This is a genomic window from Pseudonocardia sp. WMMC193, from assembly GCF_021728735.1.
Taxonomy (GTDB): domain Bacteria; phylum Actinomycetota; class Actinomycetes; order Mycobacteriales; family Pseudonocardiaceae; genus Pseudonocardia; species Pseudonocardia oroxyli.
The window spans coordinates 868,568-884,575 of the sequence record NZ_JAKKDO010000003.1 but is presented as its reverse complement, the minus strand read 5'-3'; the positions used below and the strand labels follow the sequence as shown (position 1 = coordinate 884,575).

Annotated in this window: 13 protein-coding genes; 4 read left to right on the top strand and 9 right to left on the bottom strand. The window is 72.5% G+C overall.

The genetic code is table 11. From position 1 onward, the window contains the following. Positions 1 to 267 precede the first annotated feature (267 nt). Entirely contained in the window at positions 268 to 1,020 is a 753-nt protein-coding gene (locus L3X23_RS05585) for a DUF2382 domain-containing protein (protein WP_374204818.1), read from the top strand. A gap of 129 nt (positions 1,021 to 1,149) precedes the next feature. Here the strand turns inward: L3X23_RS05585 and L3X23_RS05580 are convergent, their stop codons facing one another. From L3X23_RS05580 to L3X23_RS05540, 9 genes are all read right to left on the bottom strand, one after another. After that, complete coding sequence (locus tag L3X23_RS05580; RefSeq protein ID WP_237191055.1) at positions 1,150 to 2,253, bottom strand: LLM class flavin-dependent oxidoreductase; 1,104 nt, start codon at positions 2,251 to 2,253, stop codon at positions 1,150 to 1,152. Positions 2,254 to 2,334: 81 nt separating this feature from the next. Beyond that, positions 2,335 to 3,327: a ribose-phosphate pyrophosphokinase gene (locus L3X23_RS05575; RefSeq protein ID WP_237191054.1), complete on the bottom strand. Its 993-nt coding sequence runs from the start codon at positions 3,325 to 3,327 to the stop codon at positions 2,335 to 2,337. 93 nt (positions 3,328 to 3,420) lie between these two features. Further along, positions 3,421 to 4,200 (bottom strand): glutamine amidotransferase, encoded by a 780-nt coding sequence (locus L3X23_RS05570; RefSeq protein WP_237191053.1) that lies wholly within the window; start codon positions 4,198 to 4,200, stop codon positions 3,421 to 3,423. 63 nt (positions 4,201 to 4,263) lie between these two features. Next, positions 4,264 to 5,721 (bottom strand): aldehyde dehydrogenase family protein, encoded by a 1,458-nt coding sequence (locus L3X23_RS05565; RefSeq protein ID WP_237191052.1) that lies wholly within the window; start codon positions 5,719 to 5,721, stop codon positions 4,264 to 4,266. A 4-nt stretch (positions 5,722 to 5,725) separates the two neighbouring features. Next, entirely contained in the window at positions 5,726 to 7,216 is a 1,491-nt protein-coding gene (locus L3X23_RS05560) for an aldehyde dehydrogenase (RefSeq protein WP_237191051.1), read from the bottom strand. A gap of 2 nt (positions 7,217 to 7,218) precedes the next feature. Next, positions 7,219 to 7,479 (bottom strand): hypothetical protein, encoded by a 261-nt coding sequence (locus L3X23_RS05555; RefSeq protein WP_237191050.1) that lies wholly within the window; start codon positions 7,477 to 7,479, stop codon positions 7,219 to 7,221. A 197-nt stretch (positions 7,480 to 7,676) separates the two neighbouring features. Then, the gene (locus L3X23_RS05550; protein WP_237191049.1) at positions 7,677 to 9,131 is read right to left on the bottom strand and encodes a nicotinate phosphoribosyltransferase; all 1,455 of its coding nucleotides are present in this window, start codon (positions 9,129 to 9,131) and stop codon (positions 7,677 to 7,679) included. Positions 9,132 to 9,764: 633 nt separating this feature from the next. Next, positions 9,765 to 10,592, bottom strand: a complete 828-nt coding sequence (locus L3X23_RS05545) for a dimethylarginine dimethylaminohydrolase family protein (RefSeq protein ID WP_237191048.1) — start codon at positions 10,590 to 10,592, stop codon at positions 9,765 to 9,767. After that, on the bottom strand, positions 10,589 to 11,206 hold the full coding sequence (locus L3X23_RS05540; RefSeq protein ID WP_237191047.1) for a phosphoribosyltransferase family protein: 618 nt from the start codon (positions 11,204 to 11,206) through the stop codon (positions 10,589 to 10,591). Before L3X23_RS05540 ends, L3X23_RS05545 begins: the two co-directional genes overlap by 4 nt. Before the next feature lie 111 nt (positions 11,207 to 11,317). On the opposite strand from L3X23_RS05540, the gene L3X23_RS05535 reads away from it, so the two are divergent. From L3X23_RS05535 to L3X23_RS05525, 3 genes are read left to right on the top strand one after another with little or no spacing between them, the layout of a single operon-like run. After that, a complete protein-coding gene (locus L3X23_RS05535; RefSeq protein WP_237191046.1) occupies positions 11,318 to 12,349 on the top strand; it encodes an ABC transporter substrate-binding protein in 1,032 nt (343 codons plus the stop codon). Beyond that, a complete protein-coding gene (locus tag L3X23_RS05530) occupies positions 12,346 to 14,703 on the top strand; it encodes an ATP-binding cassette domain-containing protein (RefSeq protein ID WP_237191045.1) in 2,358 nt (785 codons plus the stop codon). Before L3X23_RS05535 ends, L3X23_RS05530 begins: the two co-directional genes overlap by 4 nt. After that, a complete protein-coding gene (locus tag L3X23_RS05525) occupies positions 14,700 to 16,007 on the top strand; it encodes an amidohydrolase family protein (RefSeq protein ID WP_237191044.1) in 1,308 nt (435 codons plus the stop codon). Before L3X23_RS05530 ends, L3X23_RS05525 begins: the two co-directional genes overlap by 4 nt. Position 16,008: the final 1 nt, after the last annotated feature.

The following is a 16,008-nucleotide window of genomic DNA, read 5'->3' as shown; positions in this document are numbered from 1 at the left end:
CACCCGACCCCGCGGGGCGGTCCGGCACGGCCGGACCGCCCCGCGGCGGCCTTCTCGGCCTCGGGTGACGGTCCTCCGGGTGGGTTCCCGGTGCACGGGGGGTGATCTCCGGCACCGCCCCCCGGCCACCCGGTCGGCCCACGCGGATCACTCGATGGGCCTGCTTCCGGGGGTCAGGTGCATGTCCGACGGCGTTGTGGTGGATCCCTTCGACGGGCCGCCCCGATCCCGGGGACCGAGGCCTGAGAACACGGAGGGAGCTTCATCGTGATCACCGAGAAGATGACCGCCGAGCTGATCGGTCGTCAGGCGTACGACACCCGCGGTGAGAAGATCGGCAAGATCGGGCAGGTCTACGTCGACGATCGCAACGGCACCCCGACCTGGGCGACGGTGCACACCGGCCTGTTCGGGACGAAGGAGAGCTTCGTGCCCCTGCAGGGCGCGGACGTCAAGGGCGGCGACGTCGCGCTGCCGGTGGCGAAGGAGCAGGTCAAGGACGCCCCGCACGTCGGGGAGGCGAACGAGCACCTCGACGCCCGCGAGGAGCAGGCCCTGCTGCGGCACTACAACGTGGGTGCGGACGGGGAGACCCACGCCGCCTCCCACGGCACGGCCGACCGTGGCGACCGGCGCACGGACGACCGGGACGCGGCCGTGACCCGGTCCGAGGAGCGACTGCGGGTCGGGACCGAGACCGAGGAGACCGGTCGGGTCCGACTGCGCAAGTACGTGGTCACCGAGGAGCAGAAGGTCACCGTGCCGGTCTCGCATGAGGAGGTCCGCCTCGAACGCGAGCCGATCCGCGACGGCGAGCGCGCGACGGGTGCGGCGATCGGCGAGCAGGAGCAGGAGGTCACCCTGCACGCCGAGCGCCCGGTGGTGGACAAGACGACCGAGGCGGTGGAGCGGGTGCGCCTGGGCACCGACACGGTCACCGAGGACGAGACGGTCTCCGACACCGTCCGCAAGGAGCGCGTCGAGATCGACGACCCGCAGAACCAGGTTCGCAAGCACTGACGCACCGCGGTCACCAGGGCGCGGACCGGGACTCCCGGTCCGCGCCCTGACCGCGTCTCGGGCGGCGACCCCGGGGCGCACGGTGGGGTGCCGTCCCCGTCGAGCAGCCCAGTGGCCCGGACTCGTGGCTCACACCCGCTCCCGGTCGGCGAAGGCGGGCAGCACCTGCTCGGCCATCAGCTCCATCTGCGCGACGACGGCCTCGACGGGCTGGCCCCAGGCGATCAGGCAGGCGAGATGGTCCACGCCCATGGCCTCCATCTCCTTGAAGCGTCCGATCATCTTCTCCGGTGTGGCGAGAACGGGGTCGGAGTACTGCTCCCACAGGGCCTGCCTGGAAGGCGTCTCCTCCGCCGGGATGACGCGTCCCGACTTCACGAAATCGACCTTCTCGCCCGTGCCGCGCGCCTTGAGGCGCTCCTCGCGGGTGCCCTTGGCCCCGGTCTGGGTGAGGGCGAGGTAGTGGTTGTACTCGTTCACCATGTCGTCGAAGTACTCCAGCGCGTCCGCCTCGGTGCGCCCCAGCCAGGTGTGCCGGTAGACCATGACCTCACCGCGCGGCGCGCCGCTCTCGGCGGCGGCGGTGTTGTAGGCCTCGAGGAGCGCCTCGAGGTCCCCGTGCGGCTCGAAGTTGCCCCAGTTCGGCGCGGTGAGCAGGTTCATCCCGTCCGCTGCGACCTTCCGCACGCCGTCGACGCTCTGCGAGCCGACCCACAGGTCGGGGCCGGGCTGCGAGGCCGGTTTCGGCACGATCGTGGTCCGCGGGAACGAGAAGTAGCGCCCGTCGTAGGTCACGTCGTCCTCGACCCACACCCGACGGATGATCTCCAGGGCCTCCTCGTAGACCTCCCGCGCCGCGGCCGGGTCCACCCCGATCCGGTCCAGCTGGTACCGGCCCCCGCCGCGGGCCACCCCGATGCCCACCCGGCCCGGCGCCAGATGGTCCAGCATCGCCATCTCCGACGCGATCAACAGCGGGTTGTAGCTCGGCAGCACCACCACGCCGGGCAGGATCCGCAGCCGCTCCGTCCGGGCCGCCGCGAGCGCGGCGAAGGCCAGCGCACTGGGGTTCGCCACGTAGTTCTGGAACACGTTCTCGTTGATCGCGACGCCCTCGAAGCCCAGCCGCTCGGCCGTGTCGACGATCGTCAGCATGTCCTGGAGGAGCTCACCCCAGGGCCGCTCCATGTCCGCGTGAAAGAAGGGCGTGGTCACCCAGAACTTCAAAGCCATGTCGTCACTCCTTGTAGGCGAGAGACTAGAAACGATTCTTGCGTTATCCCGGTTCTGCACCGCGGGGCGCTACCGTCGCCGTCAGAACAGGTGGTTCTTCCCGCCGAAGACCTCGCTGACCGAGTCGTCGGTGAAGATCCGCCGGATGGAGTCGGCGAGCAACGGGGCACAGGACACGACGTCGACCGTCGAGGGCGCGCCCGGCCGCAGCGGGATCGTGTCGGTCACCACGATCCGCTCGAAGGGCGACGCGGCCAGGTTCTCGTAGGCCCGGCCACTGAACACCGGATGGGTGGCGGCGGCGAACACCCGTCGCGCACCCGCCCGGGCCACCGCCTCGCCCGCCGCACGCAGCGTGCCCGCCGTGTCGATGATGTCGTCGACGATGATCGCCGTCCTCCCGCGCACGTCCCCGATCACCTGGTTGATCTCCGCGACCTGCTGGGCCGGACGCTCCTTGTCCAGGATCGCGAGCCCCGCACCCATCCGGGTGGCGAACTGCTTGTTCAGCTTCACCCGCCCCGCGTCCGGAGCGACGACCACCAGATCGTCGTCCAGACTCGCGAAATGGTCGGCGAGCATCATCAACGCGGTCATGTGATCCACCGGGATGCCGAAGAACCCCTGCAACTGACCCGCGTGCAGGTCCATGGTCAACACCCGGTCCACCCCGACCGCCTCCAGCGTCCGGGCGACCATCCGCGCCGAGATCGGCTCACGCGGAGCGGACTTCTTGTCCTGCCGCGAATAGCCGTACCAGGGCGTCACCGCGATCACCCGGTGAGCACTCGCCCCCACAGCGGCATCGACCATCACCAGCAGCTCGAGCAGAGCGTCGTTGGCGTTGACCCCGGCAGCGGGGTTGGCACACATCGACTGGACGAGGAACACGTCCGCGCCGCGGATCGACTCCTCGAACCGGCAGTACATCTCGTCGTTGGAGAAGGTCTTCAGCGTCACCGGCCCGAGGTCGACCCCGAGCTGCCCGGCGATCCCCTCGGCCAGCGCCGGGTTCGCCCGGCCCGAGAACAACATCAGCCGCTTGTCGTAGCCCTGCTGCAGCGACGCGGTCATGAGTCCACCCTTCATCGGGGACCGGACCGTCCGCCCGATCCCATCACCAGGTCGACGGTCACCGCGCCGACCACGAGCACTCGAGACGTCACGTCATCCCTCGGGGCCACCTGCGGCCCACGCCAGGATCGACGTCCACAGACCGGCGTAGTGCTCCCACTCCACGAACTCCGGCGGCGCCCAGTGCGGGGCGAGGTCCGAGGTGAAGGCGACCGAGCGCCCCTGCCCGTAGTGACCCACCACCAGGAGCGGATCGTCGCCGCTGCGGGCCACGACCTCCGCCCCCTCCTTGGGGAGGGTCCGGTTGTAGCCCAGCAGCATCGGCCACTCGGCGGGGGTGCCGCCGAGCACGGGGTGGGCCGGGTCGCACACGTCGACCTTCAGCCCGTCCGAGATCTCCACCCGGTCGTCGGTGGGCATCAGATCGACCGGCAGCACGTCGGCGAGGGGACTCATGCCGTAGCGCGCCTTGCCGTCGATGCCGGTGAACGACAGGTAGCCGCCGATCATCACCAGTCCCCCGCCACGGCCCACGTACTCCCTGACCAGGGCGAGTCTGTTCGGCGACGGCTCCGACCGGAGGAACGTCTCGTCCGGCAGCAGGAACGAGTTCGAGCCGATGTCGGAGAGGACGACGACGTCGAACGCGTCGAGCGCCTCCGCCGACTTCGGGAAGGACGAGGAGATCTCATGCCCGCGCACGTACGTCAGCTCGTGGCCCGCCGCGCGCACGCAGTCCAGGAAGACACCGGCCCCCTCCTCGTACTCGGTGGAGTGGAACTGGTCGAAGCCCTTCATGTGGATCGTGTGCTTGATCCAGGACTCCCCGGCGACCAAGACGCGCAACGGGGCGGAACTCGGGTTCTCGGGCACATGCCCTCCTCTCGGCTCGGACTGACTATAAACGATTCTGGTCACCGCTCGGCGGGTCGCTCCTCACAAGCTCACCTCCGAGAACACGAGCAGCCGCGACTCGGTGTAGTCCTCCATGGCGGCGCGCACACCTTCGCGTCCGATGCCGGACTCCTTGACTCCGCCGTAGGGCATCTGTTCGGCCCGGAAGGTGGGGATGTCGCCGATGATGACACCGCCGACCTCCAGTTCCCGATGGGCGCGAAACGCCGTCCGGACGTCGTGGGTGAAGACCCCCGCCTGCAGCCCGAAGCGGGAGTCGTCGAGTGCCCGCAGGCCCTCGTCGATCCCGTCCACGGCGGCCACGGTCAGCACGGGGCCGAAGGCCTCGTCCCGACAGAGGCGCGCCTCGGCCGGGGCGTCGACGAGCACGGTGGGCTGGACCAGCGACCCGCTGACCCGCCCGCCGGTGAGCACCCTGGCGCCGCCGGCGACGGCCTCGGCGATCCAGTCCCCGACCCGCGCCGCCGCGGCTCGGTCGATCAGCGGCCCGACGGTCGTCTCCTCGGCCCAGGGATCACCGACGACGAGCCGCTCGACCTCCTCGACCAGCATCGGCACGAACGCGTCGTACAGCGCGCGGTCGACGAGCACGCGCTGCACGGAGATGCAGGACTGGCCCCCTTGGGCGTTCGCGCCGGTGGCGATCCGGCGCGCCGCCCGCCGGAGATCGGCTCCCGAGCTCCAGTCCGGGCAGATCAGGACACCGGCGTTGCCACCGAGCTCGAGGGTGACGTGCTTGCGGGGCACGGCGTCGCGGATGGCCCAGCCGACCGGGCCGGACCCGGTGAACGACACCACGGGCAGCCGTGGGTCGGCGACGAGGTCGGGGGCGACGGCGTCCTCCACGGTGAGCACGGAGAACGCGCCCGGGGGAAGATCGCAGCCCGCGAGGACCTCGCCCAGCAGCAGGGCGCTGAGCGGTGTCTTCGGCGCGGGCTTGAGCACGATGGGTGCCCCCACCGCCAGGGCGGGCGCCACCTTGTGCGCGGCCAGGTTCACCGGGAAGTTGAACGGGGTGATGCCCAGGATCGGGCCCCGGGCGAACCGGCGATGCAGGGCCAGCCGGCCGTCTCCGGCAGGCTCGCTGTCGAGACGCTGGAGCTCACCGGACCACCGCAGTGCCTCCTCCGCCGCCCACCGGAAGGTCAGCGAGGCCCGGTGCACCTCGGCTCGCGACCAGGTGATCGGCTTGCCGCTCTCGCGGGTGATCGTGGCGGCCACCTCGTCCCGGCGCTCGAGCAGCGCCGTCGACACCTGCCGCAGCGCCTCGGCGCGGCGATGGGCGGGCACCGCACGCAGATCGCCCGCCGCCTGATGGGCCAGGTGCAGCGCCTGCTCCACATGCTCGGGATCGGCGAGGGCGACCTCGGCCACGACGTCGTCGGTCCACGGGTCCCGCACCGGATGCCTCGCGGAACCGGACACCGCCCGTCCGGCGATCCAGGACCCGGCCCGCGGCGCCGTCGTCGTACTAGGCACCGTACTAGGCACCGAGGCCCGCCGGCCTGGCCTCGAAGACCATGGTCTTGTTCTCGAGGTAGGGCAGCAGGCCCGCGACGCCGCCCTCGCGGCCGACGCCCGACTGCTTGAACCCGCCGAAGCCGATGCCGAAGTCCGCCCGGTTGTCGTTGTGTCCGACGGTCCCGGAACGGAGCCGCCTGCCCACCGCGAGCGCGCGGTCGAGGTCGGGGGTGAACACCGAGGCGTTGAGCCCGTACGGCGAGTCGTTCGCGATGCGGACCGCGTCCTGCTCGTCTCGCGCCGGGATCACGGTCAGCACCGGGCCGAAGATCTCCTCCTGGGCGATCCGCCACGAGTTCTCCACGTTCGCCAGGACCGTGGGCTCGACGTACCAGCCCCGGTTCAGGCCCGGGGGCCTGCCGCCGCCGCTCGCGAGCGTGGCGCCCTCGCTGATCCCGAGGCCGATGTAGCCCTCGACGCGCGCTCGCTGCCTGGCGGTCGCGAGCGGCCCCATCTGCACGGACGGATCGAAGGGATCACCCACCCTGACTTGGGAGAACGCTGCCGCGAGGCCCTCCACCATCTCGTCGTGCCGGTGCCGGGGGACGATGATCCGGGTCAGCGAGCCGCAGATCTGCCCGGTGAGGAAGCACTCCGCGCCCGCCAGGACCCGAGCCGCGTCGGCGACGTCCGCGTCGTCCAGCACGACCGCCGCGGACTTGCCCCCGAGCTCGAGCGTGTAGCGCCCGATCCGCTCGGCCATGATCCCCGCGATGGCCTTCCCCGCGGCCGTCGACCCGGTGAAGGTGATCTTGTCGACCCGCGGGTCCCGGACGAGGCGCTCGGAGACCTCGCGGTCGGCGGTCAGCACGTTCAACACCCCGGCGGGCAACCCCACCTGCTCGGCGATCTCGGCCATCACCAGCGCCGCACCTGGCGCCTCCGGGGAGGCCTTGAGCACCACGGTGCACCCGGCCAGCAGAGCCGGGGCGAGTTTGAAGGCGATCAGCGACATCGGCACGTTCCACGGGACGATCGCCCCCACCACGCCCACCGGCTCCCGCACGATGGCTCCGAACCCGGCGCCGCCCGAGGGGGTGGCGGGCTCCTCGAAGGCGAAGGTGTCGGCGAGGTCGGCGTAGTAGGAGTAGGCGCCGGTGACCTCACTCGTCAGCACCGCCCGCGCGGCACCGACGACGATCCCCGACTCCCGCGTCCAGAGCTGCGCCACGTCCTCGGCGCGCTCGGCGATCGCGGCACCGATGGCCCGCAGGTATTCGGCACGCCTGCCGGGGGTCATCCGCGGCCACGGGCCGTCGTCGAACGCCGTCCGTGCGGCGCCGACCGCGGCGGAGACGTCGGCCTCGCGCGCCTCGGCGACACTGAAGTAGACCTCCTCGGTGCCGGAGTCGACGACGTCGATCACGTCCGCGGAGGACGGGGCGACCCACCGGCCGCCGATGTAGAACTCGGCCACCCGCTCGAGGGGCACGCCGGCGGTCTGCACGGTCATGGTCAGACGTCCTGTCGGGCGGAGAACGACACCGTGCGGAGGGTCTCGCCGGTGCGGTGGAAGGTGACCTCGGCCTTGCCCTCGAGGACCACGACGATCTCGTCGGCGGTGACCCCGTCGTACTCGCCGACCTCGGCGCCCCAGACGTCCACCGCGGTGTCCGCGGTGATCCCGTCCAGGTAGCGGGCACCCGTGCGGAACTCGGGGGTCTTCGGTGCCCAGTCGAGCTCCGCCGCGAAGGCGTTCCCCAGAAGCTGGCTCACAACACTCCTCATCGATGGCCCGCCGCGGTGAACAGGCGGCGGGGATTGGCGGTCGACAGGCCCGCGGCGACCAGCGCGGCGACCGCGGCCGCGGTCTGGTGTGGGGCCGGGCACCGGCCCTCGCCCGCGTCGAACTCCAGCCAGACGTCCTGCGGGCCGGCCGGCGCCCCGCGGGGGGACGGGGCGCCGGGCCGGGGTCAGGCGGAGACGGCCATCTCCGAGGAGACGGTGCGCAACGGCCCGACATGGTCGATGTAGTAGGACTCCGGCACCTCCTTCTCGCTGTTCGCGATCAACTCGGTGAAGTCCCACTTGCGCAACAGCTTCCCGTCCCGGAACACCGGCTGCAGCACGTTCTCCGACTCCGGGATCGACCCCTTCGGCACCGTGGTGTACACGCCGTCCTCGTGCTTGAGCGCCAACCTGCCCCGCTTCGACGCCTTGAACGCCGCACCCGTCGGCGACTTGGCGATCTCACGCCACTGCCCGTCCACACACACCGCCGACGCCTTCTGACCGAAGTTCATGGTGTCCCGGTTCCAGTGCTGCAACAGACCACCACCCATACCGAACACCGCGTTCTCCGCGGAGAACCCACGCCGCTCCAACTCCATGTACACCTGCGGCAGCGAGTGGAAGTTCACCCCGTCGCCCTGCACCACCCGGATGAACGGAGGCAACACCTTGAACCCCTTCGAGTTCACCGTGTACCCGAAGATGTCCATCAACCAGCCGGTGGTGTCCGCGGTGACCTGCACGATGTCCCCCGAGTCGGGGCGCACACCGACCAGACCCGGGAAGTTCTGCACCATCTCCTTGAGCTCGCCACCGATGATGTTCTTGACACAGTTCTCGTGGTCGTAGGTGTCGGTGAGCACGAGCGCGCAGCCCTCGGGGGCGTAGGTCTCGAGCATGTTCCGGATCGCACCCACCTCGTCGTCCCGCCCCCACGCACAGAAACCCGCGTGCTCGGCGTTCGGCCCGGAGTTCGACACCTTCCCCGCGTTGTAGTACCGCTTCGCGGCGAGGATGCCCGGCACGGTGTCGGACTGGTCGAAGTTCACCAGGTGCGCGAGGCCGCCGAGCGCCGCGGACTGCTGCGAGCTCACCCCACGGGCGCCGTAGTCGTGCAACATGAACCGCAACCCCGCCGACGAGTCCGCGGTACGGTCCAACGCCTCCTTGATCACCATCTTCGACAGCCAGCTGACCGTGCCGATCGTGCTCGGATACCACACCGCCCGCAGCAGCGCGGTCTCGAAGAAGCTGGTCGCCCAGAAGTACTTCGGGTCGGTGTTGATCACCTGCACCAACACGTTGCGGGCAGGCAACACCGTCCCCTCCGGCACCGCCTCGATCTCCACCGGCAGATACCCGCCGTGATCGTTCAAGATCCCCAACCAGTTCTCCCGGTTGAAGTGCATACCCTGCTCACGGACCACGAACTCGGCCTCGTCGATGTCCTCCAGCGTGATCGGCTTCATCAGCTTCTCCCGCAGATACACCTGCAGCCCCACGAACATGGTGACCGGGAACAGACCACCACGAGACTCGATGTAGCTCGACACGTACTCCGTACCCTTCGGGTACAGCGGATAGTGGCAGTGCTTGTAGTTGTCCGTGTCGATGATCAGGTTGTCGAGATACCCCATCGGTCCACCTTCACTTGAGTCGTTTCTAGTTCGGGGCGGCGGAGGGATCTCCGGCCGGGCTGACGCCGTTCGGCCGCGGACGCTCCTCTGATCGCCACCTCCAGTTCGCGTCGAAGCGTGGCCCATCTCCGCCTCGAAGACTAGAGATCCACGCGGGAGTGAACACGATCGTAACGTTTCTAGTCGCTTCATGACAGTGCCGAGCAGGGGCGATGTCATCGACGGCCCAGCTCCACCGCAGACCGAGGGGCCACACCCGATCGATGCCGTTCGAGCTGTTGCGGCGCACCGACTCCCGAGGATACGGCGCCGTGCGGATGAGACCGCCAGGCCGCACGGACGGGACGGAAGGCAGAAATGTAGAAACGCTTCTAGTCAGCCCGGGCGACATCCCTTCACGCGGACCTCCCGGCCACCGAGCGCGAGGCGACCGCCCACCTCGGCAGCGAGCGGCCTCGGCCGACATCGGGCGTCCGTGTCACCGCAGGCGGGCCGGATGCCGTCGACGACCACGCTGCCCGGAACCGCCGAAGGGCCCGATCGAGCTGCGAGTCGGCGGCGGCCGCGGGCCGAGGCTCTCGTGAGGCAGGTGGCGGCGGTGTCGGGCGAGGGCGGCGTCGAACCCCCCGGCGCCTAACGAGCGGGGTGCAGGGTCAGCGCGGTGCAGCGCACTCCCCCGCCCCCCTTCGCCAGCTGTGCGGTCGGGAGCTCGACGACCGTCAGCCCGCGGGCGCGCAGCAGCGCGGCGACCCGTGGCGCCCGGTCCGTCATGGTGACGGTCCTCCCGTCGCTGATGAGATTCAGCGCGAACCGGCGCGCGTCGCTCTCGGCGACCTCGACCAGCTCCAGGCCCAGGGCGCGGATCAGGGACCGGCTGTCGGGCTCGAAGGCCTCTGGGCACCAGAGGAGCAGGTCGGGTGACACCACGCCCAGCGCGAGGTCCAGGTCGTACCAGAGCGGGCCCGCCGTCCGGAGGCTCACGACCTCGTACCCGAGCCGGTCGGCGAGGAAGGGGTGCATCCGCGCATCGGTGCGGTGTCCCGAGCCCGCCAGCAGCAGCGGTCCGCACGGCAGCGCGTCACCCTGGCCGCTGAAGTCGTACGGCGCGTCGACCACGGTGTAGCCGCGGGCCTCGAACCACGCCCGGTGGTGCGGGGTCTCGGGTCTGCGCGGCCCCGGGAGCCGCGCCAGCACGACCTGCCCGCCGCACGCCAGCCCGGCGTTGGCGGTGAAGACCATGTCCGGGCAGTCCGGCGCCGACGGCAGCCGCTCGACCCTGCGCCCCGCGGCACGGTGGGCGCGGACGATCCCGGCGTGCTCGGCGCGGGCCGCGCACGGATCGGGCTGGTCGCGGGTGGACATGTAGGGGTTGATCTCGAAGTCGACCCGGAAGTGCTCGGCGTCGGAGACGAGCAGGTGCCCGTTGAGGGCGGGCTCGGTGCGGGACCGGGCGGCCGTCACGACGCGTCCTCGCACCAGGAGCCGTCGGCCTGCCTGCGGAACAGCGGGATCGTCCCGAGGGCGTGCACCAGGTCGGCGCGCGGTCCGAGCCGCGCCCGCCAGCCGGTGCCCTCGGCCAGCAGCGCCCCGACCCCGACGACGTCCGCGCCGGCCCGGTCGAGCAGGGTCAGAGCTGCGGCGAGCGACCCGCCGGTGGACACCACGTCGTCGACCAGCAGGGCGCGCCGCCCCGCGAGCGCCGCGACCCGGCGGCGGTCGAGCAGCAGCCGCTGCCGCGCGGCGGTGGTGATCGACTCCGCCTCGACCGCGAGCGCGTCCCGGAGGTGGATCTTCGGGGTCTTCTGCAGGATCACGTAGTCGTCCAGACCCAGGGCTCGGCTGGTCTCGATCGCCACCGGGATGCCGAGGGTCGCCGGGCCGACGACGACGTCCGGCGCGAGGCCGCGCACCCGGTCGGCGAGCTCGCGGCAGGCCCCCGCGATGAGCTCGACGCCGTGGTCGATCGTCATGAACAGGGCCACCGCGAGGTCGGGCGCCACCTCGACGACGGGCAGCCGGACGGGGAGCGGCCCGATCCGCGCCTCGAACTCCGCGGGGAGGGTGGGATGGCGCATGTGAGAGACGGTAGCCGGCCGAGACGGATCGCGTGTTTCCACGCGGTAAGACGTTGTCTTGTAACATCCTTCGCGTTGAGTTGTGATTTCTTCACACATAGTGTCCCGGAGATGAACACCCTGACCCGGCGCTCCTTCCTCGGTGCGGCGGCCACCATGGCCGCGGCGGCGGCCTGCTCGGGCCCGAGTGCGCCGGCAGGCGGCGGCTCGCTCGGCGCGCTGGTGTACCAGCTCGGTTGGATCCGCAACGTGCAGTTCGCGGGCGAGTACATGGCGGACCGGGGCGGACACTTCGCGGCCGCCGGCTTCGACGGCGTCGACCTGGTCCCCGGCGGACCGAACGTCTCGCCGAACACCGTGGTCGTGTCGGGGCGGGCGCTGCTCACCCTGTCCGGGTGCGACGTCACCGGGCCCGCGATCCTGCAGGGCGCCCCGTTGGTCGCCCTCGGCGCGGTGCGCCAGACGAACCCGCTGTGCATCATGAGCCTGTCGTCCGCCCCGATCCGAGAACCCGCCGACCTGATCGGCCGCCGGATCGGCCTGCAGGCCACCAACGAGACCACCTGGCGGGCGTTCCTGCAGGTCAACGACATCGACCCGGCCCAGGTCCCCACGGTGCCCGCCCAGTTCGACCCCCAGCCGCTGGCGGCGGGGGAGGTCGACGGCTGGTTCTCCTTCTACGCGAACGAACCGAACTCGCTGCGGGTCCGCGGCTACGACGTGACCACCATGCTGCTGGCCGACCACGGGTTCCCGCTGGTCTCGGACATCATCGTGGCCCGTCGGGACTCCCTCACCACGAACCGGGCGGCCGTGGCGGCTGCCATCCGCGCCGAGATCCAGGGCTGGCAGGACGCGCTGCGGGACCGCGAGGCCGCGACCACCCTGACGGTCGACGACTACGGCCGCGATCTGGGCCTCGACCGCACCGAACAACGCCGGGCGCTGGACGACCACGCGACCCTGATCGTCACGGAGGACACGCGGGCGAACGGACTCTTCACCATCAGCGAGGAGCTCCGGGACCGGTCGATCGAGTCCCTGCACCGCGGGGGGATCGCCATCTCCGCCGACCAGCTCTTCGACATGTCCGTGCTCGACGAGGTCTACGCCGCCGATCCCGGTCTGCGGACCGCCGGATGACGCTGCGCGCGGCGGGTCCGCTGCTCGCGGGCCTCGCGCTGGTCGCGGCCTGGGAGGTGCTCGCCCGGGTGGTCGGGAGTGCGGCGCTGCCGCCGCCGTCCGCGGTGGTCGGCGCGGTCGTCGCCGACGGGCCCGCCTTCTACCTGCGCAACCTGGAGCCGACGGCGCGCGCGGCCGCCGAGGGGTGGGGCTGGGGCACCGTGCTCGCCCTCACCTCGGGCGCGCTCGTCGCGGTGGTGCCGCGCGCGGGCGGCACCGTCCTGCGGTTCGCGCTGGTGACCTACTGCCTGCCGCTGGTGGCGGTCGGACCGCTGCTCGCGGCGACCGTCGGCGGCCGCACGCCGCAGGTCGTCCTGGCCGCGCTGGCCGTCTTCTTCCCCACCGTCGTCGGGCTGGAGAGCGGCCTGCGGGCGACCACTGCACCGGTGGTGCGCACGGCGCGGGCCTTCGGCGCGGGAGAGGTCCGACTCCTGCGCCACGTCCGCTGGCGGGCGGCCCTGCCGGACCTGCTGGCGGGGGTGCGGGTCGCGGCACCGTCGGCGGTGCTCGGCGCCGTCATCGGCGAGTACCTGGGGGCCGAGAGCGGACTCGGGGTGGCCCTGGTCGCCGCACAGCAGAGCCTCGCCGTCGAGCGGACCTGGGCGCTGGGCGTGGTCGCGGCCGCCGCGGCCGGGACGGCCTACGCGGCGGTCGGGCTCCTGGGCCGCGTCCTGGTGCCGTGGGCGCCGCACCGGGAGGCCGGGGTGCCGGGGCTGCCGGGCCGAGACCGGGGACCGCTCGCCGCGCTCGTCGCCGGGCTGGGTTCGGTCCTCGCCCTGGCGGTGCTGTGGGAGCTGCTGCTCCTCGGTCTGCGGCTGGACCCCTTCCTGGCCCGCGGGCCGGTCGACGTCCTGCGCTACCTGGTCACGGACCCGGCGGGCACGCGGTCCGCCCTGATCGTCGCGACCGGCACGACGCTCTGGCACGCCCTGCTGGGGCTGGTCGTCGGCGCGGCCGCGGCGATCGCAGCCGCGGTGGTGTTCGTGCTGGTCCCGGCCGCGGGGCGGGTCCTCCTCCCGCCCGCGCTGGCGCTGCGGTCGGTGCCCCTGGTGGCGATGACCCCACTCCTCGCGCTCGTGCTCGGGCGCGGCCCGGTGGCCGTCGCGGCCGTGACGGCGATCGTCACGTTCTTCCCGGTGCTGACGGGCCTGGTCGTGGCGATGCGCGGCACCCCGGCGACGATGGTCGACGTCGGGCGTGCGTTCGGCGGGTCCCCCGCGGCCGTGCTGGCCCGGGTCCGGTTCGTGCACGCCCTGCCCGCGCTGTTCGCCGCGCTGCGGATGGCCGCACCGCTCGCCCTGACCGGGGCCCTGCTGGCGGAGTGGCTGGTCACCGGCGACGGCCTGGGCCATCTCATGCTGCTGACGCTCACCTCGTTCGACCTCGGGCTGTTGTGGTCGGCGGTGGTCGTGGTGACCGTCTGCTCGCTCGCCCTCTACGCCGTGACCGCCACCGTCGAGCGCCGGGTGGCACGCCGTCTCGGGGCCGCGCCGCCGGCTCCGCCCCGGCGGTCCCGGACGCGACGGACCGAGCCCGGACGGGAGCCGGGCGGGTCCGGCATCCGCCTCGACGGGGTCGGGCTGCGCTACCCGGACGGACTCGTCGCTCTCGACGGCGTCGACCTGGACCTGCCCAGCGGCTGCGTGACGGCGCTGCTCGGCCCCTCCGGCTGCGGCAAGTCCACGCTGCTCGCGCTGCTCGCGGGGCTGGAGGAGCCCGGGACCGGCACGCTGCGGGTCGAGGGCCGACCACCCGGAGACCTCCGCAGGGCGCACCGGATCGGGGTGGCGCTGCAGGACCCGGCGCTGCTGCCGTGGCGCACGGTCGCGGGCAACATCCGGCTCCCCCTCCAGCTCGCCGGGGCGGCCCGCGCCGACGACAGGGTCGCCGACCTCGTCGAGCGGGTCGGCCTGGCGGGGTTCGCCCGCGCCACGCCGGCCCAGCTCTCCGGCGGCATGCGCCAGCGAGTGGCGCTGGCCCGCGCACTGGTCGCGACGCCCGACCTCCTGCTGCTCGACGAGCCGTTCGGCGCCCTGGACGACATCACCCGCCAGCGGATGAACGCCGAGCTGCGCACGGTGGTCGCGGCGTCAGGCGTCACGACGGTGCTGGTCACACACTCGGTCACGGAGGCGGCCTTCCTCGCCGACCGGGTCGTCGTGCTCTCGCCGCGGCCGGGCCGGGTGGTCGCCGTGCTGGACACCGACCTGCCCGCGGACCGCGATCTCACCCTGTTGCGCAGCCCCGAGTTCCACGCCCTCACCGACCGGATCGCCGCGCACGTCGACGGCCTGGCGACGGCGGCCCCGGCGTGACGGCGCCGACGCTCGTCGTCGAGAACGGTGTCCTGGTCACCCTGGACGGCGGCCGGGTGCAGACGGGCTGGCTCGGGATCGCCGGGGACCGCATCGTCGCCCTCGCCGAGGGGCCCGCGCCCGCCACGCCCGGCGCCCGGCGGATCGACGCCCGGGGCGGGTACGTCCGGCCGGGGTTCGTGAGCGCCCACCAGCACTCGATGGACGCCCTGCTGCCGGGGTCCGCCGCCCGGGCCCGGGCGTTCCCCGACTGGCTCTTCGGCGTCTACTACGCCGAGGTGCTCGCCCACACCCCCGAGCGGGCCGCCGCGGCGGCCCGGCGGACCGCGGCGGGCCTGCTCCGTGCGGGGGTCACGACGGTCGTGGACTGCTGGGGGGTGGGCGACGCGGGCTCGGCGCGCAGCCGCGAGTGCCTCGCCGCCACCGTGGAGGTGGCCCGGGCGTCCGGGCTCCGCTGGGTCCTGGCCCCGATGACGGCGGACCGGCTCCCCCACGCCTGGGCAGCGGACCTGGCCCGGGTCGCCGCCGCCGATCCCCGCTTCCGCCCCGACGGCCTGACGACCTCCACCGACACCGCCCTCGAGTTCACCGCCCACGCCCTCGACGCCGCCGGTCACGGCGTCACGGTGTGGCCGTGCGCCGAGCTGCCGGAGATGGCCTCGGACGAGCTCCTGCGGGGGCTGGCGGCCCTGGCCGCGCGCTCGGACGGATGGGTCACCACCCATCTGAGCGCCTCCCCCGAGGGAGCCCGGGGTGCCGTCGACCGCATCCTGGCCGCGCTCCCGTCCGGACGCGTGCTGGGTGCCCACCTCACCCACGCCGAGCCCGCCGAGCTCGCCCGGCTCGCCCGAGCGGGCGCGGGCGCGGCGCACTGCCCGAGCTCGACGATGCTGGGCGGCGGGGCACCGAGCGCGCTCGGCCGGATCCGGGAGGCGGGCCTGCCGGTCGGGCTCGGCCTGGACAACGGCTCGGTGAACGGCACCGCCGACATGGTCCTGGAGATGCGGCACGCCCTGATGTTCGACCGCGTGGCGGGCACCACCGATCGGCGGGCCTGCGCCGAGACGGCGCTGGACATGGCGACCCGCGAGGGTGCGGTCGCGATCGGGCGCCCGGACCTCGGTGTGCTCCGCGTCGGCGCCACGGCGGACCTCGTCGTCGTCGACACCTCGGGCGAGCACTGGTGGCCGCGGGCCGATCCCGCGGCGGCCATGGTCTTCCAGGAACGCCCGGGCGACGTGACGGACGTCGTCGTCGGTGGCCGTGTCCTGGTGTCCGCCCGGGAGCCGGTCCCGGCACAGTGAA